Source organism: Sporosarcina aquimarina (assembly GCF_019748715.1).
GTDB classification, from domain to species: Bacteria; Bacillota; Bacilli; order Bacillales_A; family Planococcaceae; genus Sporosarcina; species Sporosarcina newyorkensis.
In genome coordinates, this window is the sequence record NZ_JACLBZ010000002.1 from 154,541 (window position 1) to 176,314 (window position 21,774).

The window sequence follows — 21,774 nt, forward strand, 5'->3', positions numbered from 1 at the left end:
AACCTTTTTGGTTTCATTTTATCGAAAAAAAAATATCAATTACGCCTAGGCGTAATTGTGTCCAGATTTTGTATCGAGCTTTAGGCCGGCATGACGCAGGTCAGTTAGCCTTTGTCGCAAGAAGCCGCGACTTTTGGCTAACTTCATCTTTTAAAGCCCATCTCAAAATCTGTGACATCCGCCGGAGGCTTAGGCCTACAGGAAGTAGGTCATGCAGGTGTTGCCACAAGATGTGGCGATCCTAACCTGCGTACTTCTATTGTTCAGCGAGTTTTCAAACACCCGTTGAACAAAGATAAAGCCACACTCATCTCGCCACTTAAAGAGCGGAAGGCACCCGCTGAGTAAAAATAAAATAAACCGAAAATCCTTTGATGGATTTTCGGTTTATACGAAATTACATTAATAGTTAATCTCAAAATTCAATGTAGGCAGAAATTAGAATTTACGCTTACGAGCAGCTTCTGATTTCTTTTTACGTTTCACACTTGGCTTTTCATAGAACTCGCGCTTTCTTACCTCTTGTATTGTACCACTTTTGGATACAGTACGTTTGAAGCGGCGAAGAGCGTCTTCAAGTGATTCATTTTTGCGAACGACTGTCTTAGTCATATCTCTTGTCCCTCCCTCCGAGCACACTTCGAAACATAGCTGTTTGCCATGTACTAGAAAATTATAACGTAGAATTTCCGATCGGTCAATAAAAAACTATTAGAATATTAATAAGAATTTCTACCGCTGGCTGCCAATTTCAAACAAGTGCCTGTCGAGACTAGACTGCGCTTTGCACTCTTGAGATCAATAGTCCGATGTAGATTCGAGACCTTCCATTATTGCGACGCCTGAACTTGCTCCGATGCGAGTGGCTCCCGCTTCGATCATTTTGTTGACGTCTTCGATGCTACGGACACCGCCAGATGCTTTAACACCGATTTTCGGTCCTACTACGGAGCGCATCAGCTTGACATCTTCAGAAGTAGCGCCTCCTGTTGAGAAACCTGTGGAAGTTTTTACGAAGTCTGCACCTGCAAGTACTGACAGTTCGCAGGCAGTACGTTTTTGCATAGCGTCCAGCAATGACGTTTCCAAGATTACTTTTACAATCGCTTTTCCTTTTGCCGCTTCAACAACACCTTCTATATCCTTTTGAACATATTCAATTAATCCGCTGTGAAGAGCACCGACGTTCAATACCATATCAATTTCTCCTGCTCCGTTTGCGATGGCATCTTTCGTTTCGAAGATTTTTGTTTCCGTCGTGCTGGCACCTAAAGGAAAGCCGATCACGGTACAAACTTTGACATTTGTATTCTCTAATGCTTCCGCAGCTGTCTTAACCCATGTCGGGTTGATACAAACAGAAGCGAATTCGTACTTTTTCGCTTCTTCACATAACTCAATTACTTGTTGCTTTGTAGCATCTGCCTTCAATAGCGTATGATCAATATACGCGGCATAATTTTTCGTCACTGAAAGCGCTCCTTTTTTAACATCTTTTCTTTTAGTATAGCAAAGCTTCATTTTGCTTGCACGAAAAAGACCACCCATACAGGTGGCCTTCATCAGATCAAGATTTCTTGATCTTCAATAATTCGTACCGGCTGTCCTTCATTGTAAGGATACCCGGCTTTCGTTAATTTCACACGGACAATTTGGCCGACCATCGTTTCATCTGCCGGCAAGACCACTTTCAAATAGTTGTCTGTATAGCCTTCAAACAAGTTTTTATCAGGGTCTAGTTTATAGCGCTCTTCCGGAATGACTTCCAGCACTTCGCCTTCAAATCGAGCCGCATAGTCTTTCGCCAGTTGATCATTCAATGTAATCAAACGATGTACACGTTCGTTTTTAACGCCTTCATCAATTTGATCTTCCATACGAGCTGCCGGTGTACCTGTTCGCTTAGAATAAGGGAACACATGCAGTTCAGAGAATTTATGATCGCGGATGAAATTATATGTCTCCATAAATTCCTCTTCCGTTTCGCCTGGGAAACCGACGATGACATCTGATGTAATCGCAAGCTGCGGTAATGCTTCGTTCAAGCGGACGAGACGTTCAGAAAAGAACTCCATCGTATACTTACGGCGCATTCGTTTCAGGACTGTATTGGAACCTGACTGGATTGGAATATGCAAGTGACGGACGATAATTTTGGATTCTCTCAATACATCAATTACTTCGTCAGTCAATTGGCTCGCTTCGATTGAACTGATTCGAAGACGTTTGAGTCCTTTGACGTTCTTCTCGAGATCCCGCAATAGACGTGCAAGATTATAGTCTTTCAAATCTTCCCCATAGCCGCCTGTATGAATCCCCGTCAAGACGATCTCCAAGTAGCCTGCATCAACAAGCTGCTGCGCTTGGTGTATGACTTCTTGCGGGTCACGTGAGCGCATCAAGCCTCTTGCCCAAGGGATGATACAGAACGTACAGAAGTTGTTGCAGCCTTCTTGGATTTTCAATGAAGCGCGTGTACGGTCCGTGAATGAAGGTACATCCAGTTCTTCGTAGACACGGTTCTTCATAATATTCCGCACAGCATTTATCGGCTGCCGTTCTTCACGGAATTGTTCAATCAGCCCCAAAAGCTTCGTGCGGTCTTGCGTGCCTACCACGATGTCCACGCCAGGTATCGCCATAATTTCAGCAGGAGAAGTTTGTGCATAACAGCCTGTCACACAAATTACTGCGTCCGGATTTTGACGGATCGCACGACGTATGACTTGGCGGCTTTTTTTATCTCCTGTATTCGTTACCGTACATGTGTTGATCACATAGACGTCTGAGTTTTTTTCAAATTCAACCCGACCATAGCCTGCCTCCTGAAACAGCTGCCAAATCGCTTCTGTTTCGTAATGATTCACTTTGCAGCCTAACGTATGAAAAGCAACCGAAGACATCAGTCGCTCACCTCTTTCATTCAAATTCATAAGACATAGCGGACAATAAATATAAAGGGGCCGTTTCCGTCCGTAAGATTCGAGGCCCGAGTGCCATCGGAAGGAATCCCGCATCTTTCAAAAAATGCGCTTCTTCCCTGGCTAAGCCGCCTTCGGGTCCAAAAACAACCAATACCGATTGTTTATGATACACGTTTTTCAGACGATCTGCAATCTTATGCGGCACTTCGCTTTTTGCATCCTCTTCATCAGCGAAAAGCTTGACGTCAAAGGAAGCCGCATATTCTGCAAGTTGCTTAATAGATTGGACAGGGAGAATCTCGGGTATGTGATTACGGTGGCATTGCTCTGCCGCTTCTTTTGCAATCTTTTGGAGACGTTCCACTCGCTTATCGCTTTTTCTAAGGTCCCATTTGACGACTGATCGACTAGCCGCCAAAGGAATTAGACGCTTCATGCCGAGCTCCGTCCCTTTTTGCGTGATCAAGTCCAGTTTATCGCCTTTTGGAAGACCGCAGGCGATCGTGACATGTATAGGCATCTCATTGTGTTGATCGAGTTCCTCTAGCTGAGATACGATGACTTCATCATCAAGAATCTCTTCAATAGACGCCAATGAGACGACTCCGTTATATACTGTCAGTAACTGTTCGCCGGATGTCATTCGCATAACCTTAACGATATGCTTATAATCGTCTCCGCTGATCGCTACCCGCTGTTCTCCATCGAAAGGCTTTTCAAGAAAATAACGTTGCAAAATTATCCACGCCCTTTGCGCGCAATAATTGCTACCCAATCTTCCATGAGCACCGTCTCCACAATTTCAAAACCTTGCGCGATCAAATCTTCACGTACTTCATCACGTTTCTGAAGTATGATCCCAGATGTGATGAATAGCCCGCCCGGCTTAATCAGCTTAAATGCATCTTTCGAAAAGGACATGATGACATCCGCAAGTATATTCGCGATAATCAAGTCAGGCGGCTCTTCTATCGCATCCAGCAAATTCGCTTCCAAAACTGTAATCCGATCATCCACATGGTTGTATGAAACATTTTCCTGCGCCGCCCGGACAGCAACTTCGTCTAAATCCAGCGCGGTAATATGTTTCGCACCGAGAAGAGCGGCACCAATCGCCAGAACGCCCGAGCCTGTTCCGACATCTACAATACTTTGATCAGGCAGCAAATACTTCTCGAGTGCCTGCAGGCAAAGAACTGTTGTCGGATGAGTTCCTGTACCAAACGCCATCCCCGGATCAAGTTCAATGATTAATTCATCCGTTTCCACCGGTGTATAGTCTTCCCAAGTAGGCACAATTGTAAAACGCTTGGAGATTTTTACCGGATGATAATACTGTTTCCAAGAGTTTGCCCAATCTTCTTCGTCGACCTCTGTAATTCCAATTGTGAAGCGCCCTGGATCGAGAGAAAATTGACGGAGCCCCTCGATTTCTAATTCTAATTCCTGAACCGTTTCATTGATGAAACTATTAACCGGCAAATAGGCTTTGATGATGACACCTTCACCCGGAAAATCTTGTTTATCCAGCGCATAGAGTTCACCGTATTGGTTTATCCGTTCTTTATCCGGCTCTGTGGAATCTTCTATGATGACACCACTAGCTCCCGCTTCATGCAGTATATTGGCCACGGCTTCGGTTGCTTCATGCGTGGTATGGACGGAGACTTCTGACCATTTCACAGTTTTTCAATCCTTTCATTCGCCTTTGAAAGTACGTTTGATTTTGTCGAAGAATGAGCTGGAGTATTCATCAGGTGTTTCGCCTTCAATTGAGGCAAATTCTCTCAGCAACTCTTTTTGTTTTTCTGTCATCTTTTTCGGAGTAATTACTTTGACGATGACGTGCTGATCCCCTACTCCATGTCCGTGTACGTTCGGTACCCCTTTACCGCGCAAACGGAAAGTCGTGCCGTTTTGAGTACCAGCTGGGATTTTCAACTTTACTTTCCCATGTACGGTTGGAACTTCGAGTTCATCGCCGAGTGAAGCTTGCGGGAATGTTAAGGACAATTCTAGGATAATATCGTCTTCCTCACGGATAAAACGTTTGTGTGGACGGACGTTAAAGACGATATATAAATCTCCTGGAGGTCCTCCGTTAATTCCTGCCTCACCTTGACCTCCTACGCGTAAACGCTGGCCTTGGTCCACTCCTGCCGGAATTGAAACTTCAATAATCTTCTTTTTAGTGACTCGGCCTTTACCGTGACATGTTTCACATTTTTCAGGAATGATCTTTCCTGTTCCTTGACAAGTGGAGCATGTTCTGCGGTTCACTACTTGGCCAAACGGAGTATTTTGCGCCACTGAAATTTCGCCGGAACCATTACATTCTGTACATGTTTTGACACTTGTACCTTTTTTGGCACCTGTTCCGTCGCATGTGTCACACACTTCTTCACGTGGAATTTCGATTTCAGTCTTTTTGCCGAAGATGGCATCCATGAAATCCACTGTCATCGTATATTGAAGGTCATTTCCTTTTTGAGGAGCGTTTGGATCTCTTCTTCTCGCACTGCCGCCAAAAAATGTACTGAAAATATCTTCGAAACCGAAGCCTTCAGCACCGCCGCCGCCAAAACCGCCAAATCCTTGGCTCGGACCTTCATGACCATATTGGTCATAGCTGGCACGTTTGTTTTCATCGCTTAGCACTTCAAATGCTTCCGTTACTTCCTTAAATTTCACTTCAGCATCCGCTTCTTTGTTCAAGTCTGGATGGTATTGTTTGGAAAGCTTCCGATACGCTTTGCGGATCTCTTCCTTTGTGGCGGACTTAGAGACCCCCAACACGTCGTAATAATCTCGTTTACTCATTCACTGCACCCCTCATCGCATTTTACCTGTGGTCCATTGTAACATGTTGAAATGATTTTTGTTATGATAACAGACGAAAAAGTCAAAGCCGGAATTTCGGACTTTGACTTTTCCGTCAACATCTATTTCAATTCAATTATTTCGTGTCTTTGTCGTCTACTTCTTCAAAATCTGCATCGACTACATTATCGTCTGCTTCACCTGGTTGCCCATCACCTTGAGCAGCTTGAGCTTCTGCTGCAGCTTGTTCATAAAGCTTGACGGAAAGCGCTTGTACCAATTCGTCGAGTTTTTCTTTCTTCTCGCGGATCTGATCAAGATCTCCAGATTCATTTGCAGTTTTCAACTCTTCTAATGCTTCTTCTGCACTTTTCACTTCAGCTTCATCTACTTTGCCTTCAAGATCTTTTAGTGTCTTTTCAGCCATGAAGACTAGCTGATCTGCTTCGTTGCGCAAATCTGCTTCTTCTTTACGCTTCTTATCATCTTCAGCGTGTGCTTCTGCGTCTTTTACCATTTGATCGATTTCTTCATCAGAGAGACCTGAAGAGGATTGGATCGTAATGTTTTGTTCTTTCTGTGTTCCTAGATCTTTCGCTTTTACGTTAACGATACCGTTTTTATCGATGTCGAATGTTACTTCGATTTGCGGTACACCGCGTGGTGCCGGTGGAATATCCGTCAATTGGAAACGACCTAACGTTTTATTGTCAGTTGCCATTGGACGCTCACCTTGCAATACATGAATGTCTACTGCTGGCTGATTATCCGCTGCAGTGGAGAACACTTGTGACTTACTAGTCGGGATCGTAGTGTTACGCTCAATCAATTTCGTGAAGACCGAGCCCATTGTTTCGATACCTAGAGAAAGAGGTGTAACGTCAAGCAATACAACATCTTTTACGTCTCCTGTCAAGATCGAACCTTGAACTGCTGCACCCATTGCAACGACTTCATCCGGGTTAACGCCTTTAAACGGCTCTTTCCCAGTCGCTTTTTTGATCGCTTCTTGTACAGCTGGAATTCGAGTAGAACCACCAACTAGGATAACACGATCGATTTCAGACGGAGACAGTTCAGCATCTTTAAGCGCCTGACGAGTCGGCACCATTGAACGCTCTACTAAATCTGCTGTCAACTCATCGAACTTAGCACGTGTTAACGTGATTTCTAAGTGAAGTGGACCAGCCTCTCCAGCAGTGATGAACGGCAAGGAAATCTGAGTGGAAGTTACACCCGACAAATCTTTCTTCGCTTTCTCAGCTGCATCTTTCAAGCGCTGCATTGCCATTTTATCTTTTGATAGATCGATTGCATTTTCTTTACGGAATTCTTGTACAAGATAATCGATGATGATGTCGTCGAAGTCGTCACCGCCGAGCTTATTGTCACCCGCTGTAGAACGTACTTGGAATACACCGTCACCAAGTTCTAGGATAGAAACGTCAAATGTACCGCCACCTAAGTCGTACACAAGGATCGTTTGGTCTTCATCCGTCTGATCCATACCGTATGCAAGTGCCGCTGCTGTCGGCTCGTTGATGATACGTTCTACTTCAAGACCAGCGATTGTGCCTGCATCTTTCGTAGCTTGACGCTGTGCATCGTTAAAGTAAGCCGGTACGGTAATTACCGCTTTCGTTACTTTTTCACCTAGATAGTCTTCCGCATAACCTTTCATATATTGAAGGATCATAGCTGAAACTTCTTGAGGTGTATATTCATTATCTTCTACTTTTACTTTGAAGTCCGTTCCCATATGTCTTTTCACGGACATGATCGTATTCGGATTCGTGATGGATTGGCGCTTTGCAACTTCCCCTACTTGGCGCTCTCCATTTTTGAATGCTACGACTGAAGGAGTTGTACGGTTACCTTCAGGATTTGGGATAACTTTCGCTTCTCCGCCTTCATATACCGCTACTACTGAGTTTGTTGTACCTAAGTCAATACCAATAATTTTACTCATGTTCAATTTGCCTCCTAATTATTCGCAAGTTAGTTTTGTCTGTTTTTATTCGTTTACTTTGACCATGGATGGACGCAGCACACGTTCTTTCAGCTTATACCCTTTTTGAAGTTCTTCCAAAACAATGCCGGAAGCTTTCTCTTCATCATTTCCTGTCATAACTGCTTGATGGAAATTCGGATCAAACTCCTGATCAATTGCTTCGATTTCTTCCAGACCTTCGGATTTCAATGCTTCGACCAATGAGCGGTAGACCATATCCATGCCCGTCAAAATCGACTGACTTTCTGTTTCTGTTGCCTCAACAGATAGAGCGCGTTCGAAATTATCCAATACAGGCAAAATATTGACCATCACATTTTGTGCACGATAGGTCTGCAACGCTTGATAGTCGAGGGAAGCTCGTCTTTTTACGTTTTCCATATCTGCCAATACACGCAATTTCTTACCCTCTTCTTCCTCAAGGGCTTTTGTCAATTCATCTATTTTTTTCTTTAGTTCGTCTTCTTCAGTGACTTCTTCAGCTTGTTCTTCTGGCTGATCTGTCGTATGTTCTGCATCTTGTTCTTCTTCAGAACCATTCTCAAGTTGTTCATTTTCATTGAGTTCTTCTTTTTCAGTCACGTGTCTTGCCTCCTATCTGCGTCTTGTCCGATCGTCAATCTATGAAGTGCAGAAGATAAATCACTGCTTAAAATATCGAGCAGCGTGATCACTCTTCCATAATCCATTCGTTTCGGACCGATAATTGCAATGGAACCTTCCATATTCTCACCTGCAGAGTATGTGGATGTGATAACACTGTAATCTTCCATGTCGATCACTTTGTTCTCAGAACCGATTCGAACTTGAATCCCTTGTTCGTTCTTCTGAAAAATAGCCATGGCAGGATTGCCTTTTTCAATCAGCTCAAAGAAGGACTTCATTTTTTGAAAGTCATGGAATTCCGGTTGCTTCCACATATTCATTTTCCCACCGAAATAAAGACGTTCTTCGGGTTCTACCGCAACCGCTTGCTGCAGCGAGCTGAAGAGTTTCTCGGCATGATGAATATGTTGTTCAAAAACATGCTTTGCTTCCTGTAACAGCTTTTGCTGCAGCTGTACAAGCGAGGTGCCTATTAGGCGTTCATTTAAAATATTGACCGTCTTTTCAATTTCTGAAGCAGTCAATCCTTCTGGAACATCAAAGATCCGATTTTCCACATGGCCATTATCTGTAACGATAATGGCGACTGCCTTCTTTTGATCCAAAGGAACAATTGAAAACTTTTTGACGGCGTGCGTCGAAGTATCAGGTCCCAGCAGAATCGAAGTGTAATTCGTCAGCTCCGATAAAATCGTTGCAGACTTACGTATTAGCTCTTCAGATTCCCCTACTTTTTCCTGAAACAGTGTTCGCAGCTGCAGACTGTCTTCCAAGCCTAGAGTTTGCGGCTGCAATAAATGATCCACAAAGAATCGATACCCTTTTTCAGAAGGCACTCTTCCGGATGAAGTGTGAGTCTTTTCAAGAAACCCCAAATCCTCGAGGTCCGCCATGTCGTTCCGGATAGTGGCCGAACTAAACGGCGCCTCCGGTTTCTTTGACAGTTGCCTAGAGCCTACGGGTTGAGCAGACTCGATGAAATCTTTCACCGTCAATTGTAGTATGAGCAATTGTCTGTTTGTCAACATGATCATCACTCCTGTTAGCACTCATTAACTTCGAGTGCTAATACTACTCATAATTTATCAAATTACATTTTACCTGTCAATGAATCAAGCTCACTCTTCAAGTAAAAATTGTTCAAATACAGTATTTCCTTGAAAGACACCTTTTTTCGTCAGACAGAGACGATCCTCTTTCATTTGCAGTAAGCCTTGCTGCTGCAACTTTTCAATGGATTGTCCAAATACTTCTTGAATCGGCCGCCCGAATTTCCGTGCGAAATGCTCCATGGAAACACCTTCGATTTTTCGCAGACCTAAAAACATTTCTTCTTCCATCGATTCGCCTGCTGTAACTTCATGTACTTCTTTAAGAGGTAATATCCCCTCTTCCAAATGGTCGATATAATGTTTTAGCGGACCTACGTTGGCATAACGTTTCGTCCCTAAATAGCCATGTGCGCCTGCACCAATACCTGCATAGTGAGAGTTTTCCCAATAAATCAAGTTATGAAACGAAGGATAGCCCGGAATGGCAAAATTACTGATCTCGTACTGTTGTCTATTTGCTGCATTCATCCGGTCAATGACCATTTCAAACATTTCTGTTTCGGTATCTACTCCAGGCAACGGCAACTTTCCTTTGATCATTCGGTTGTAGAATACAGTTTTCGGTTCGACGATTAAGGAATAAGCAGAGTAATGCGGTAAGTCGAGAGCTAGGGCCCGGTCAAGCGTTTCTTGCCACTTCGAAACTGTTTGGTTCGGCAAGCCATACATTAAATCTAAGCTGATGTTTTCGAAACCAATGGATCGGGCAGTAGTAATCACGCGTTCCACATCCTCGACAGAATGCGTTCGACCGATTTGCTTTAATAAGCGTTCATTAAACGACTGGACGCCAATCGATAAACGATTGACCCCTTTCTCCTTTAAAATGAAGAGTTGTGCTTCGGATAGATCATCCGGATTTGCTTCTGTCGTAAATTCGCGCAACGACGGGACATCAATGTACTGCCCGACTATTGTCAACAATCGATCGAGTTGCAGAACAGAAAGGGCGGTCGGTGTTCCCCCGCCTAAAAAGACCGTTTCCACTTGTTCAAATGAATGACCTGCCTCCTTCATCAATTGAAACTCTTTTCCGATCGATTCAATATATTGATCGACAGGCTGATTCTTTAAGAAAACTTTATTAAAATCACAGTAATGGCAAATTTGCTGGCAAAACGGTATATGGATATACACACCCCGCATGCGGTCACTTCCTTCTATCTTAATTCAATATGTAAACGTCAAAAAGAGGGCGCTTCTGCCCTCTCTTTAAAGTCGTAGTTAATCTTCATCCATCTTCAGAACCGCCATGAATGCTACTTGCTGATTAGACTTAACAAACTGTATCATACAGCATCGCGAGATACTATACAAACGTTTTAGCCATGCGTGTTTGTCAAGGTTTGTTTTAACACAAAGTTACTTAGGGTCGCTTAGTAAAATTTTCGCTGTTCGCTTGGCTGGATGGCAATAGGAGGAAAAATCTATTCAAGCATCCATGCAGTGATTTCATGACTCTTATTAAAGGGTCACGATTTTTATTGGTATTAGACACATTAAAAATCTTCTATATGGACACACTAGATGTGAATACGCTATAAGGAGGAAAGTATATGAAAAAAACAAGTTTTTTAATGATTGTTCTTTTGGTTGCACTGGTCGTGATGGGTTGCGGAACAAAAAAGGATAACACAACTCCCGTTGAAAAAAATACTACTACGAATGAAACATCAAATGATACAGTTGACGAAGATGCTACTTCCCCTAGTACTAACGAGACCAAGGTAGAGACTGCTGATGAAGCTGCAGACAAAATCACTGAACTGACAGAGGTGGATAATGCCACTGTACTGGTTACTGATCATAACGCTTATGTTGCTGTTGTCTTAAAGGATAAGGCAGTGGAAGAAGCAACAAAAGAGCTGGAGGATAAAGTTGCAGAAAAAGTCCGATCTTCTAATTCTGCTATCGAGAATGTCTACGTTTCCCTTAATCCAGATTTCGTCGAAAGAATGACCGATTATAGGGAAAAAGTTAGAGCGGGAGAGCCAGTAGAAGGATTCTTTGATGAGTTTTCAGAAGCAATGAAACGAGTATTCCCTGATGCACATTAACATCTCAACATAATTAAAAAGTAATTAACTACTTTTATTCCTTTTTATAAAGACGGCTTTAAACAATAAAGATGCCTCTATTATTGGAAAAAAGCGGTCCGTCCAATTAAGGATATGATGTACACCCCAAAAGTTAGAGTTTCAAAACCTAACTTTTGGGGTGTTTTATTATGGCTAAGTATAGTAATGAATTTAAGATGATAATTATTCATGAATATCTTGATGGTAATTCTAGATATAAGACATTAGCCAGAAAATATGGCGTGAAGGCTGATACACAAATTAGAAATTGGGGGAAGTCTTACGAGAAGTATGGTGTTAAAGGAGTATTTAGAAAGAAAGAAAAGTAAGGAAGTTTACTCTTATCAATTCAAGCTTGATGTACATAGCTTTATGAAAAGGACAGGTATTTCTTTAAATGAAACAGCACTTCATATGACCTCACTCCCTTTTTGCGAAATAAAAAAAGAGGACAACAAATGACGCAGCTCTATGCTGCAATCAAATGTTGTCCCCGGTTTTTCCAGTAGACTTTTATAAAATAAGAATATTTTTTTCATTTTGTCTGATACTGAGTATTACAAACAATAAATGAGGTGCTAAATTTGTATTACTACAAAGAAGAATTGATTAACCCTATCACTCCTCCCGATCAACCAGACCCTGCAGCTGCGAAGGTGCTGCAGGAAATTCTAGGAGGTCATTATGGAGAAATGAGAACCATGATGCAGTACTTCTTTCAAAGTTCTAATTTCCGCGGAAAAGACACACAATATCGAGATTTACTCCGCGGTGTATTTTTGGAAGAAATCGCTCATGTTGAGCTTGTGCAAAATACAATCAATCAATTACTAAATGGCTCTGGTGATACCGATTTACCAGGTAATAGCGGAAGAGATCATGCACCACTAGAAGATGCGGTAAGACACGCAAATCCTCATCATTTCATCATGGGCGCTCAAGCTTCTCTTCCCGTTGACGCCGCAGGAAATCCTTGGAACGGTTCTTGGGTTTATAGCCACGGCAATTTGATTGGTGATTTGCTTGATAACCTAGTATTGGAATCAACTGGCGTCTTACAAAAAACTCGAATTTATGAAATGAGCTCCAATAAAACTTTCCGTGAAACTTTAGCGTTTCTTATTGTCAGAGATAATGCACATCAAAATGCATTCGCTAAAGCGTTGGAAACTCTAGGCGTTGAATGGGGCAAGCTTTTCCCAGTCCCGAATTACGATATTAATAAATATCCTGAATGTAGAAAATATGTTGAATTAGGTTATCATAATGCACAATTCAATTTCAGATTAGACCCGACTAGAATCGGTGAAGTTTTCCAAGGCCAGTCTCCTAGTAGAAATAAGGAAGAACTTAACGTAACCCTTCCACCAGCTGGCTTCCCGGTCCCACTTATGCCTGACATGCCTAATGAGCACAGCCCTGGTATACAAGACATGAATAATTAAGTGAGGTCAGTCCCTATTCGAGGGACTGATTTTAATCTTTTTGTATAACTAACTTCATAAAACAACGGCTTATCATCCTGCCAGTTGAAGATTTGCTTCCCGAATCCCTCTCCCGGCTTGTCCGACTCATCTATGAACTTATCCATCACTCGATAAACCGCGTTTTTCACTTTTACAAACTTGCCTGCTCTCTTAACGTATACATCTTCTTGAATAACACCCAAAGGACCCCTCCTTGTGTGTTATAATAATGTCAGCCATGATGGGAGAAATCCTGTCTTTTTTATGTCTTAATACTCCATCGATAATGCAATAAACGGCTTGCACTTCTAATTGATACACATTTACATTTTCCATTCCAATCACTCCCCGATTTTTAGTTTCCAAACAACCCAAACCGCCGCTGCTCAATTTGCCCCGCTCTGCCTGATCCATCACAACGAGCGCAATGCTGCGCTTATTCGTCTTAAATTCCTTCGCCGGCTCACTGTTATCAGCGCCAGCATTCCACATCTGCGGGAAACGGAACAGCTCGCTCACTTTCCACTTCCACTTGACTGTCGCATCCTCTAACAATACGTAGAATGGCTCATACCTAACGCTGACCACTTATGTTGTATCGTTCTTCCATCAGCGTCGCAATGTGTAGCAAGTAGTTTCAATATCTTTACCAATTCCCGCAGACAGGCGTTTTCCCGTTTATAATTTAAAGCCGCTTGACAGTTTCCTCTTGATTCTTCCGACAGGGATTCATTTAGCATTTCCGCATCCTGCGATCGTTCTGCTTGCTGGATGAGCCATCTCATGTCATTTAACGATAGTTTCCGTATCGATTCGACCTAACGCACTACCTCCTGCAACCGTGCCGCATTCGTTTCAGTTGTCATACCAAAACCTCCGTTCCTTTTAACGCATTGGTCAGCTGCATAAAACGATCTGCGTCCCCACAAATCCAACGCATGGTCAATCTGTATCAACAACATGTCTCTATCGGTTATTGTCGTTTCAATATTTGAAGGAAACTCTAACTCTTGACGTTTCGATGTAGTTTCCTCATGCACAACTATGATTTTTTTAAAAAGACTTGGGTGTACATTCATGTGTATCATCCTCATATAAAACTCTTCACTGTTCATCCTGATTCCTCCCCACTATATTTTCCGATATCTCAACTGCTGCCAAACATACTGATCATCATGATTGCCGCCGTTGGCACGCCAATCATCTATGTGTAGGTGTATGTCTTGCAATACCTCTAACGGCAATTGCTCCCGCATGGTGTTGATTTCATAAATCGAAATTTTGCTCATGCTCTTCTCCTGTTGTCCCAAATTTACTATGTTTATTAATAGCCCTACTTGCTGAGACTGTAATTACACCAAATGGTGAGTGTAGACCGCGCTTTGCGGTCTGTTTGTCATGAGATTTTAGCGTAAACATTCCATGACCTTTCGTTTCCATTTACGGTTAATCTTTTATCCTGGTGAACCATCAATCCACATGGTGTCTTCCAGTGAGCCGACACGCCCGTCCAACACTTTGTATTGCTGTTCCTACAAATATTGAAAGCGGGGATGAAATTTTAATCATTTGTTTATTTGAATAATTTTAAGGAAGCGGAAATCATACATGGATGACTATGTAAGAGAGGTAAAAACTGTTTCTATTATTTTGACTTGGGCATGGCGGATGGCAAACGGCATAGGATTGAACACGTGGTAGTGCCTGACAAGAAAGAAGTAGAGTAAGCGTCGAGACAAGCAATAACAGAATATGAAAACACGGGTATGTATTTCGAGCCAACTACAATGACCGTTGCAGACTTTATGGATTACCGGTTCAAAGGATACACAGAAGTGAGTCTTAAGGATAATACGCAGCTGAACTTTGAAAAGGCTATTCGTTTTCAAATTAAGTCGGCAATTGGAAAGTTCCGGTTTCGGTTGCGGTCTTTGACTCACGCTATCTTGCAACAATTTGCGAATGATTTATATAGAGAAAGTTATGCCAAAAAGTCATTGAGTATCTTTGGAAATGTCGTTAACCACGCACTACGACGCGCTGTGCATCCATGGGGCTTAAACAAAGAAAAATCCTATGCTAATCCATCTTATGACGAAAGAAAGCGTTCTGAGAAGGAATTAAAGATTTTACCGATAGAGGACTTAAAGAAGATTAGCGAGCAGTTGAAAAAAGATCATCCGCTATACTTTCCTTTCCATATTGGACTGCATACAGGTTTGCAGGTGAGTGAAGTGTGGGCTTGCGGGGATATATCGAGTTAGCGAGAGGTCATTACATGTAGAGCAAGCTATGATCAACGAAAACAGTCAGTGGGTATTCGACACAACTAAGACGATATCATCTGAACGTCAGATTTCATTGAGCACTACAATCGTCCAGACATTAAAAAAACACCGCACTTGGATTCAGAAAAATCAGCTCAAGTACGGTGCCCATTATACAAAATCAAACATGTCTGAGTGAAAAATTTGGTAGCATTATCACGCTAGTGTCATTAAATATAATACCCGGGAGATGCAAGATACTCCAAGTATTGATTTCAACTTCCATACACTGCGTCATACCCATGTAACAATACTCATGGAAAATAGTGCAAAGGTGAAAGTTGTCCAAGCAAGACTCGGTCATAGTAGATCAGCCATTACCATCGGCACCTATTCACACTTAACGCAAAAGATGCAAACTGAAACGCTTGATATCTTTGAACAATTCATGCAAGCTTTAAAATGAAACACAGTTTTCACTATTTTGCACTGCCACCGTATTTTTTATATGATGGCAACACGGTGGCAAATCATTTATATTAACAACCCACACAATATACAAATCGCATACCTACGCTAGTTAATCCTCATCCATCTTCAGTACCGCCATGAATGCTTCTTGCGGAACTTCTACAGAGCCCACTTGCTTCATCTTCTTCTTACCTTCTTTTTGTTTCTCAAGAAGTTTACGTTTACGTGAAATATCTCCACCGTAACACTTAGCTAAGACGTTCTTACCCATTGATTTGATTGTCGAACGTGCAACGATCTTTTGACCAATCGCTGCCTGTACCGGCACTTCAAATTGCTGTCTTGGAATTAAGGACTTCAACTTTTCTACGATTGCTTTGCCGCGTTCATAACTGAAATCATTATGGACGATAAAACTCAAAGCATCGACTTGTTCGCCGTTCAACAGGATATCCATTTTCACGAGTTTCGAACGTTTATAGCCGATTAGCTCGTAGTCAAGAGATGCATAACCTTTCGTGCTCGATTTTAATTGATCAAAAAAGTCATAAACAATCTCAGCCAATGGAAGCTCATAAATCACATTGACGCGAGTGCTGTCCATATAATCCATCGTAATGAAGTCGCCGCGCTTGTGCTGGCATAATTCCATTACAGCTCCTACATAATCATTCGGTACCATAATGGAAGCTTTGACGTATGGCTCTTCTACAAAGTCGACTTTTTGTGCGCTCGGCATCATGGATGGGTTATCTACATTAATGGAAGAACCATCTGTCAAATTGACTTTATAGATAACACTTGGTGCCGTCGTGATCAAGTCGATTTTAAATTCGCGCTCGATCCGTTCCTGGATGATTTCCATATGCAGTAAACCTAGGAAACCGCAGCGGTAACCGAATCCAAGTGCTTGTGAAGTCTCCGCTTCATATTCGAGGGCAGAGTCATTAAGCTCCAGTTTTTCAAGAGCCTCACGTAAATCATTGTATTTTGATGTGTCAATTGGATAAAGACCGCAGAAAACCATCGGATTCATCCGACGATAACCTGGCAACGGCTCACTTGCAGGATTGTCAACAATTGTGACCGTGTCCCCTACGCGTGTATCCCCTACATTTTTAATGGACGCCGATAAAAACCCGACGTCTCCAACTGTTAATTCTTCTCGTGGGGAAATGGTGGGCGTAAAGACACCCGTCTCAATGACTTCAAATTCTTTCCCTGTCGCCATCATCCGAATTTTATCGCCAGGCTTTACTCTTCCTTCAACAATCCGGATATTGACGATGACGCCTTTATATTGATCATAGTGAGAGTCAAAGATTAGCGCTTTCAATGGAGCATCAGGATCTCCTTGTGGTGCAGGTACTTTTTCGACGATTTGCTCAAGGATCTCTTCGATACCGATACCAGCTTTTGCTGATGCAAGAACTGCTTCAGACGCATCGAGTCCGATAACATCTTCAATCTCTTGTTTGACACGCTCTGGATCAGCAGCCGGAAGATCGATTTTATTAATAACGGGTAAAATTTCCAAGTCATTGTCGAGTGCCAGATAGACGTTTGCCAATGTCTGAGCTTCGATTCCTTGAGCGGAGTCCACTACTAGGATTGCACCTTCACAGGCAGCCAAACTTCTCGATACCTCATAGGTAAAGTCGACGTGTCCTGGTGTGTCAATTAGATGAAAGGTATATTCTTCTCCATCTTTAGCGTTGTATGTCAATTGGACGGCATTCAATTTAATCGTGATGCCGCGCTCACGTTCCAAGTCCATGGAATCCAATGTTTGTGATTTCATTTTTCGTGAGCTTACTGTTTCTGTTTTCTCCAAAATCCGATCAGCCAGCGTCGATTTCCCGTGGTCGATATGGGCGATAATAGAAAAATTTCGTATATTCTTTTGACGTGCCAATCTTTGTTCTTGATTCATCCCTGTTCACTCCTACGTTTACGAACCTATTTAGACTAATTGAATTATAGCAGTGAACCGTGCAGACTTCAATATTTGAAAGATTATTGCACAGTCAGTAAAGCAGATACGGATTCTCCAATAATCGAAACTGTCTGATTTAGCTCTGCTTCGTTATTTCCCACACCGCCAAGCTCGACCAAGATCATGCTCGTGTCCAAATCCTGATTGTATTTGCCATCTACTCCACGGCCGCCTTTAACAATAATCTCCCTTGTAATTCCGGGTACTCGCTTATCCATTTCACTTTTTAATTGTTTTGCCTTAGTTAAGTTTTTTTCGAAAAAAGGATGATCCCTTCCGACAACAAACGCGACCTTTGCATATCGTTGGTTGTTATGTGTAATTGTCGTCCTTGAAGGTCCTAAAGAATCTCGATGCAGATCAATAACCAAGTCGTATGATTTACTCTTCACTTTTTCCTCAACATAGGGACGGATGGCCGCATAAGAGCGGTGATAGGGAATTTTCTTTTGTTGCATAATTTTCACAATATCGATATCCAGCTGTTCGGCCGTCACTCCATTGACAAGTAGGTTATCTTTCAGTTTGCCGCCTACTTTTACAATATTTTCTGAATGATGAGAGGCTGCCACTTTTCCATCGACCGCTTTAGTAATAGGTTCGTACGCTTCATGAGTATGGGTAGAATAAATGAGGACATTGCCTTCTGCTTTCGGCTGAATGTCTTCCTCTAGCACATTGGATGCGTAGACAATCATGCTGGGCTCCTTCAAAGAGAGGGTGGATGGAATATTGGACTGTTTGGGTAGGAACTGCAGAACTACAGGGAAGATGAACAATAGAAAAATGATGCTCATCCAGATTTTTAAAGTTTTTTTCATTATGATCCCTCCATCTTCCACTCTATGCAGAAGAAAAAAGGACCATGACTGGACTAGGCTTTTACTTTATGGACCCAGTCCATCAAAGAAGACGACAGGGCAGAGGCATATTGCGCTACCCACGAGTCAATTTCTTTTGGCGAAATAAATGTAGACAGTTCTTGACTTGTAAGCACTTCTTCAAATAATTGAATACGCTCATCATGCGTCCAAGAAGACCAATCTCCAAATATAGGTGCCAATGAAGTACGGTCTGCATCTTTCGTCGACCGCTGTGGAAAACGACCAGTCGCAAGCTTAGACGACGGCATGCCTTCCTCCTCGATTTTCGCAGCAATATAACCGAACATTGTATCAATTGCGTCCGCTACGAGCACCGGACCATCCACAACAGTCGGGACACCGATCGCAATGACAGGGATCCCAAGACTTTGTTCCGAAAGCTCTTTCCTGCTATTTCCTACTCCAGAGCCCGGATGGATGCCGGTATCTGTCAACTGAATCGTACGGCATAGACGTGAACTGCTCCTAGCAGCCAGCGCATCCACGACAATTAAGACATCAGGTTTCCCTTCGTCCACAATCGCTTTGACAAAAGAAGCTGTTTCGAGTCCCGTCTGAATCGTAACACCCGGTGCATAAACCATTACACCACTATCATCCGCTTCATAATAGTCCGGAATGATTTCCTTCACAGAATCCATCGTGATTGGTCCTACTGCGTCAGGGGTGATATCCGGATTGCCTAGTCCGACAAATAACAGCTTCCCGACTTTTCCTTGCACTTTTTCCTTGATCAAAGCGTCCATTTTTTCTACAACCAGTTTGCAGAGCTTTTGTAATTCATCCGTTTCATGGACAGCGAGTGTTGGAATGGTCAGCGTAACGTATGTTCCTTTTGCTTTCCCAATCTCTTCTTGCCCTTCAGCAGTAACTTTTACGGTGGTGGATTTTATCCTTCCGATCACTTGTTCTTCTACTTTAATGCCTGACATTTTCTTTAGTTTATTTTCTTCACGATCCGATTGATGCTTGACAAATTCATCACTCTCATCGATCAAATCGGTCCGATAGTAATTGATCTTGTCCATTGTCTTCACCTCTTTACTTGAAGCTTGTGCAAAATCCGGACGTTTATTCTAAAAGTAATTGCTGTAAAGCCAATAAGCTTTACCTTTTTTTCTTGCAATCTAACAGAAGCTTTGTTAAAATTATGCTTGTTGTAAAGAGATGTCCGGATGATTGTGGAAACACTCTTGCCTTACCTGAAAGCTGGAGGTGAATGAAATGCCAAACATTAAAGGTGCAATTAAACGCGTGAAACAAAGTAGCGCTGCTAATGAGCAAAACTCTCATGTCAAAGCTGCTATGCGTACAGCAATCCGTAAAGCGGACGCTGCTCTAATTAATAACGAAGAGAACGCACAAGCGCTTTTGAAAGACGCTGTGAAAAAAGTGGATACTGCTGCCCGTAAAGGTCTTATCCATAAAAACACTGCTGCTCGTCAAAAATCACGCTTAACTAAAAAAGCTCAATAATGAACTGTTAAAAGACTGCCTATGTGGGCAGTCTTTTTTTCTTTATTATAATCCGTTCAGTAAAAACAATTCCAATCTTCTCTGCCGATTGCCGCTTGTCGTCTTCAATTGAAGATCGATTGTCGCTAAATCATCCAATGCCTTTAAAAGGATCTGCAAAGTAGGCAGATTTCTCTGCATCATCAGTTTGACCCGATACGGATGAACGTGAAGCGTAGTAGCAATTTGCTGTTGCTGATAGCCTTTTTTACGCAAATTCACTATATGAATCATTAGACGGACTTGGCTTGCAATCAATGACGCCAGCATAATAGGCTCTTCTCCGTTACGAAGCAAGTCGTGATAAACCGATAGTGATTCCGATTTTCTGCCATTTACAAACGAGTCAGTCAGACGAAATACATCCATTTCAGGAGTCCGCGCCACCAATTGTTCGATCATTTCAATCGTCACGATCCCATCAAAAGACAAGTATGCGGCCAATTTCTCCACTTCCGTCGATAACGTCAGCAAATCTGTACCCGCCATTTCAAGTAGAAAAGCAGCTTCTTTTTTATCAATTTTAATTCCTTTGTCTGTTCCTTGCTGCATAATCCAAGTGGTCAGATCCTGACCTTGCAGCGTCTCCGCTTCCACTACAACGGCATGCTTCTTAATCTTCTTAGTGATTTTTTTGCGCGCATCGAGCTTTTCATAAGGCGCCACAAAGACGACCGTCGCAGTAGGAGATGGATTCTCCAACCACTTTTCCAATAATTCCAGTTGATGCGGTTGTTTCTCTTTCGAGTTATCGGTAGCTTTCAAAAATGAACAGTTCTTCGCAACAATTAATTTATGTTCGACTAAAAAAGGCAGTTCATCCGCTACTTCGAGCACCGCCTGAATCGGAAGCTCTTCCAGGTCAAAACGATTCACTTCAGAAGAAGTCATTCCCGGCACCGCACGGATTAACCTTTTCACTGTTTCATCAATCAAATGCTGTTCCGTCCCGGTTAGCAGATAAACGGACTGGATCTTACCTTTTTCAATCTCATTCCATATTTTTGTGACCATGTTCTTCACCTCGATTGACAACTATCTTTTAGTATAACGTAAAAAGCTTTACGCAAAAACCTTTGTCCACTATACATTAAAATCAATACGTTCTCCATACTAACTTCAAAAGGAGGTTTTATTGATGACAGAAAACAAACGAAAGAAAACAGACCATCGTGCACCAGCTAAAACGAATGAAAGAGAAGAAATTTCAAACGAGCTGACTGAACTGGGTCACTTACAGCCAAAACATGAACCGATGACACCGAACCATCGAGAAACTGCTGAAAAGGATAAATACTACGGATAAAAGCCATACAGTCTTTGAACAAATTGTGTCATCCGTCAATGAACCGCCATTAAACTGCAATTTTTATGGATTTTTCATTCACTTTCCTCTATACTTAGTATGGAATTAGGAGGTGTAGCAATGAATGAATTTGAACATGATGTCCAATCAAAACGGAATGACGCGATTGATTCAGGCATCGGCTTTATAGTATCGTTTATCGGTTTTTCTGCAATTTTTGTTGTTGCTACGATCATCGATATCGTCGCCCGCTAATCAATATTGGATAAAATAGACACAACCGTCTCTTGGCGGCTGTGTCTATTTGCATTTTAAGGA

26 protein-coding genes are annotated in these 21,774 nt (G+C 42.3%); 8 read left to right on the top strand and 18 right to left on the bottom strand.

Going from position 1 to position 21,774, the window contains the following annotated elements:
• Positions 1-438 precede the first annotated feature (438 nt).
• The 10 genes from rpsU to hemW all read right to left on the bottom strand — a co-directional run bounded on the left by rpsU (position 439) and on the right by hemW (position 10,619).
• Positions 439-612: a 30S ribosomal protein S21 gene (rpsU, locus tag H7J92_RS00945; RefSeq protein WP_009496905.1), complete on the bottom strand. Its 174-nt coding sequence runs from the start codon at positions 610-612 to the stop codon at positions 439-441.
• A gap of 186 nt (positions 613-798) precedes the next feature.
• The gene (gene deoC / locus H7J92_RS00950; protein WP_221835033.1) at positions 799-1,470 is read right to left on the bottom strand and encodes a deoxyribose-phosphate aldolase; all 672 of its coding nucleotides are present in this window, start codon (positions 1,468-1,470) and stop codon (positions 799-801) included.
• A gap of 92 nt (positions 1,471-1,562) precedes the next feature.
• The gene (mtaB, locus tag H7J92_RS00955) at positions 1,563-2,903 is read right to left on the bottom strand and encodes a tRNA (N(6)-L-threonylcarbamoyladenosine(37)-C(2))-methylthiotransferase MtaB (RefSeq protein ID WP_040758132.1); all 1,341 of its coding nucleotides are present in this window, start codon (positions 2,901-2,903) and stop codon (positions 1,563-1,565) included.
• Between the two features lie 16 nt (positions 2,904-2,919).
• Positions 2,920-3,660 carry a 16S rRNA (uracil(1498)-N(3))-methyltransferase gene (locus H7J92_RS00960; protein WP_009496911.1) on the bottom strand — a complete coding sequence of 247 codons (741 nt, stop codon included), beginning with the start codon at positions 3,658-3,660 and terminating at the stop codon, positions 2,920-2,922.
• Between the two features lie 2 nt (positions 3,661-3,662).
• Positions 3,663-4,607, bottom strand: a complete 945-nt coding sequence (gene prmA / locus H7J92_RS00965) for a 50S ribosomal protein L11 methyltransferase (protein WP_009496913.1) — start codon at positions 4,605-4,607, stop codon at positions 3,663-3,665.
• 15 nt (positions 4,608-4,622) lie between these two features.
• On the bottom strand, positions 4,623-5,744 hold the full coding sequence (gene dnaJ, locus H7J92_RS00970) for a molecular chaperone DnaJ (RefSeq protein ID WP_009496915.1): 1,122 nt from the start codon (positions 5,742-5,744) through the stop codon (positions 4,623-4,625).
• A 136-nt stretch (positions 5,745-5,880) separates the two neighbouring features.
• A complete protein-coding gene (gene dnaK / locus H7J92_RS00975) occupies positions 5,881-7,713 on the bottom strand; it encodes a molecular chaperone DnaK (protein WP_009496917.1) in 1,833 nt (610 codons plus the stop codon).
• A 45-nt stretch (positions 7,714-7,758) separates the two neighbouring features.
• On the bottom strand, positions 7,759-8,337 hold the full coding sequence (gene grpE / locus H7J92_RS00980; RefSeq protein ID WP_009496919.1) for a nucleotide exchange factor GrpE: 579 nt from the start codon (positions 8,335-8,337) through the stop codon (positions 7,759-7,761).
• Positions 8,334-9,389, bottom strand: coding sequence for a heat-inducible transcriptional repressor HrcA (gene hrcA / locus H7J92_RS00985; protein ID WP_050804625.1), 1,056 nt, complete (start codon positions 9,387-9,389; stop codon positions 8,334-8,336). The genes grpE and hrcA overlap by 4 nt, the downstream gene beginning before the upstream one ends.
• Positions 9,390-9,479: 90 nt before the next feature.
• The gene (hemW, locus tag H7J92_RS00990; RefSeq protein ID WP_221835035.1) at positions 9,480-10,619 is read right to left on the bottom strand and encodes a radical SAM family heme chaperone HemW; all 1,140 of its coding nucleotides are present in this window, start codon (positions 10,617-10,619) and stop codon (positions 9,480-9,482) included.
• Positions 10,620-11,029: 410 nt separating this feature from the next.
• Here hemW and H7J92_RS00995 point away from each other — a divergent pair, with 410 nt between their 5' ends.
• The 3 genes from H7J92_RS00995 (at position 11,030) to H7J92_RS01005 (ending at position 12,996) form a co-directional block, all read left to right on the top strand.
• Entirely contained in the window at positions 11,030-11,530 is a 501-nt protein-coding gene (locus H7J92_RS00995) for a YhcN/YlaJ family sporulation lipoprotein (RefSeq protein WP_009496925.1), read from the top strand.
• 170 nt (positions 11,531-11,700) lie between these two features.
• Entirely contained in the window at positions 11,701-11,880 is a 180-nt protein-coding gene (locus H7J92_RS01000; protein WP_009496927.1) for a transposase, read from the top strand.
• Between the two features lie 255 nt (positions 11,881-12,135).
• The gene (locus tag H7J92_RS01005) at positions 12,136-12,996 is read left to right on the top strand and encodes a manganese catalase family protein (protein WP_040758135.1); all 861 of its coding nucleotides are present in this window, start codon (positions 12,136-12,138) and stop codon (positions 12,994-12,996) included.
• On the opposite strand, the gene H7J92_RS01010 is transcribed toward H7J92_RS01005, so the two are convergent.
• From H7J92_RS01010 to H7J92_RS01025, 4 genes are all read right to left on the bottom strand, one after another.
• On the bottom strand, positions 12,993-13,220 hold the full coding sequence (locus tag H7J92_RS01010; protein ID WP_009496931.1) for a hypothetical protein: 228 nt from the start codon (positions 13,218-13,220) through the stop codon (positions 12,993-12,995). The genes H7J92_RS01005 and H7J92_RS01010 overlap by 4 nt on opposite strands.
• Positions 13,189-13,536: a hypothetical protein gene (locus H7J92_RS01015; protein WP_143759247.1), complete on the bottom strand. Its 348-nt coding sequence runs from the start codon at positions 13,534-13,536 to the stop codon at positions 13,189-13,191. Before H7J92_RS01015 ends, H7J92_RS01010 begins: the two co-directional genes overlap by 32 nt.
• A gap of 299 nt (positions 13,537-13,835) precedes the next feature.
• Entirely contained in the window at positions 13,836-14,132 is a 297-nt protein-coding gene (locus tag H7J92_RS01020) for a hypothetical protein (RefSeq protein WP_078816526.1), read from the bottom strand.
• Positions 14,133-14,147: 15 nt separating this feature from the next.
• A complete protein-coding gene (locus tag H7J92_RS01025) occupies positions 14,148-14,306 on the bottom strand; it encodes a DUF6877 family protein (RefSeq protein ID WP_221835037.1) in 159 nt (52 codons plus the stop codon).
• Positions 14,307-14,852: 546 nt separating this feature from the next.
• Between H7J92_RS01025 and H7J92_RS01030 the strand changes: the two genes are divergently transcribed.
• Complete coding sequence (locus tag H7J92_RS01030; RefSeq protein ID WP_221835039.1) at positions 14,853-15,281, top strand: hypothetical protein; 429 nt, start codon at positions 14,853-14,855, stop codon at positions 15,279-15,281.
• Between the two features lie 253 nt (positions 15,282-15,534).
• The gene (locus H7J92_RS18005) at positions 15,535-15,750 is read left to right on the top strand and encodes a tyrosine-type recombinase/integrase (protein ID WP_009496937.1); all 216 of its coding nucleotides are present in this window, start codon (positions 15,535-15,537) and stop codon (positions 15,748-15,750) included.
• A gap of 114 nt (positions 15,751-15,864) precedes the next feature.
• On the opposite strand, the gene lepA is transcribed toward H7J92_RS18005, so the two are convergent.
• From lepA to gpr, 3 genes are all read right to left on the bottom strand, one after another.
• Positions 15,865-17,688, bottom strand: a complete 1,824-nt coding sequence (gene lepA, locus H7J92_RS01040) for a translation elongation factor 4 (RefSeq protein ID WP_009496938.1) — start codon at positions 17,686-17,688, stop codon at positions 15,865-15,867.
• 83 nt (positions 17,689-17,771) lie between these two features.
• Positions 17,772-18,572, bottom strand: a complete 801-nt coding sequence (gene spoIIP, locus H7J92_RS01045) for a stage II sporulation protein P (protein WP_246602383.1) — start codon at positions 18,570-18,572, stop codon at positions 17,772-17,774.
• Positions 18,573-18,625: 53 nt separating this feature from the next.
• Complete coding sequence (gpr, locus tag H7J92_RS01050; RefSeq protein WP_009496940.1) at positions 18,626-19,663, bottom strand: GPR endopeptidase; 1,038 nt, start codon at positions 19,661-19,663, stop codon at positions 18,626-18,628.
• Between the two features lie 196 nt (positions 19,664-19,859).
• On the opposite strand from gpr, the gene rpsT reads away from it, so the two are divergent.
• The gene (gene rpsT / locus H7J92_RS01055) at positions 19,860-20,111 is read left to right on the top strand and encodes a 30S ribosomal protein S20 (RefSeq protein ID WP_009496941.1); all 252 of its coding nucleotides are present in this window, start codon (positions 19,860-19,862) and stop codon (positions 20,109-20,111) included.
• A gap of 45 nt (positions 20,112-20,156) precedes the next feature.
• On the opposite strand, the gene holA is transcribed toward rpsT, so the two are convergent.
• Entirely contained in the window at positions 20,157-21,164 is a 1,008-nt protein-coding gene (gene holA, locus H7J92_RS01060; RefSeq protein WP_009496942.1) for a DNA polymerase III subunit delta, read from the bottom strand.
• Positions 21,165-21,288: 124 nt separating this feature from the next.
• On the opposite strand from holA, the gene H7J92_RS01065 reads away from it, so the two are divergent.
• Entirely contained in the window at positions 21,289-21,456 is a 168-nt protein-coding gene (locus tag H7J92_RS01065; protein ID WP_009496943.1) for a hypothetical protein, read from the top strand.
• Between the two features lie 120 nt (positions 21,457-21,576).
• Entirely contained in the window at positions 21,577-21,711 is a 135-nt protein-coding gene (locus H7J92_RS01070; RefSeq protein WP_040758137.1) for a YqzM family protein, read from the top strand.
• Positions 21,712-21,774: the final 63 nt, after the last annotated feature.

Excerpts from the sequence above, each read along its gene's own strand:
- rpsU (WP_009496905.1), bottom strand. The coding sequence starts at position 612 with ATGACTAAGACAGTCGTTCGCAAAAATGAATCACTTGAAGACGCTCTT.
- mtaB (WP_040758132.1), bottom strand. The coding sequence starts at position 2,903 with ATGTCTTCGGTTGCTTTTCATACGTTAGGCTGCAAAGTGAATCATTAC.
- dnaJ (WP_009496915.1), bottom strand. The coding sequence starts at position 5,744 with ATGAGTAAACGAGATTATTACGACGTGTTGGGGGTCTCTAAGTCCGCC.
- dnaK (WP_009496917.1), bottom strand. The coding sequence starts at position 7,713 with ATGAGTAAAATTATTGGTATTGACTTAGGTACAACAAACTCAGTAGTA.
- hrcA (WP_050804625.1), bottom strand. The coding sequence starts at position 9,389 with ATGTTGACAAACAGACAATTGCTCATACTACAATTGACGGTGAAAGAT.
- hemW (WP_221835035.1), bottom strand. The coding sequence starts at position 10,619 with ATGCGGGGTGTGTATATCCATATACCGTTTTGCCAGCAAATTTGCCAT.
- H7J92_RS00995 (WP_009496925.1), top strand. The coding sequence starts at position 11,030 with ATGAAAAAAACAAGTTTTTTAATGATTGTTCTTTTGGTTGCACTGGTC.
- H7J92_RS01000 (WP_009496927.1), top strand. The coding sequence starts at position 11,701 with ATGGCTAAGTATAGTAATGAATTTAAGATGATAATTATTCATGAATAT.
- H7J92_RS01020 (WP_078816526.1), bottom strand. The coding sequence starts at position 14,132 with ATGAACAGTGAAGAGTTTTATATGAGGATGATACACATGAATGTACAC.
- H7J92_RS01025 (WP_221835037.1), bottom strand. The coding sequence starts at position 14,306 with ATGAGCAAAATTTCGATTTATGAAATCAACACCATGCGGGAGCAATTG.
- H7J92_RS18005 (WP_009496937.1), top strand. The coding sequence starts at position 15,535 with ATGCAAGATACTCCAAGTATTGATTTCAACTTCCATACACTGCGTCAT.
- lepA (WP_009496938.1), bottom strand. The coding sequence starts at position 17,688 with ATGAATCAAGAACAAAGATTGGCACGTCAAAAGAATATACGAAATTTT.
- spoIIP (WP_246602383.1), bottom strand. The coding sequence starts at position 18,572 with ATGAAAAAAACTTTAAAAATCTGGATGAGCATCATTTTTCTATTGTTC.
- gpr (WP_009496940.1), bottom strand. The coding sequence starts at position 19,663 with ATGGACAAGATCAATTACTATCGGACCGATTTGATCGATGAGAGTGAT.
- rpsT (WP_009496941.1), top strand. The coding sequence starts at position 19,860 with ATGCCAAACATTAAAGGTGCAATTAAACGCGTGAAACAAAGTAGCGCT.
- holA (WP_009496942.1), bottom strand. The coding sequence starts at position 21,164 with ATGGTCACAAAAATATGGAATGAGATTGAAAAAGGTAAGATCCAGTCC.
- H7J92_RS01065 (WP_009496943.1), top strand. The coding sequence starts at position 21,289 with ATGACAGAAAACAAACGAAAGAAAACAGACCATCGTGCACCAGCTAAA.
- H7J92_RS01070 (WP_040758137.1), top strand. The coding sequence starts at position 21,577 with ATGAATGAATTTGAACATGATGTCCAATCAAAACGGAATGACGCGATT.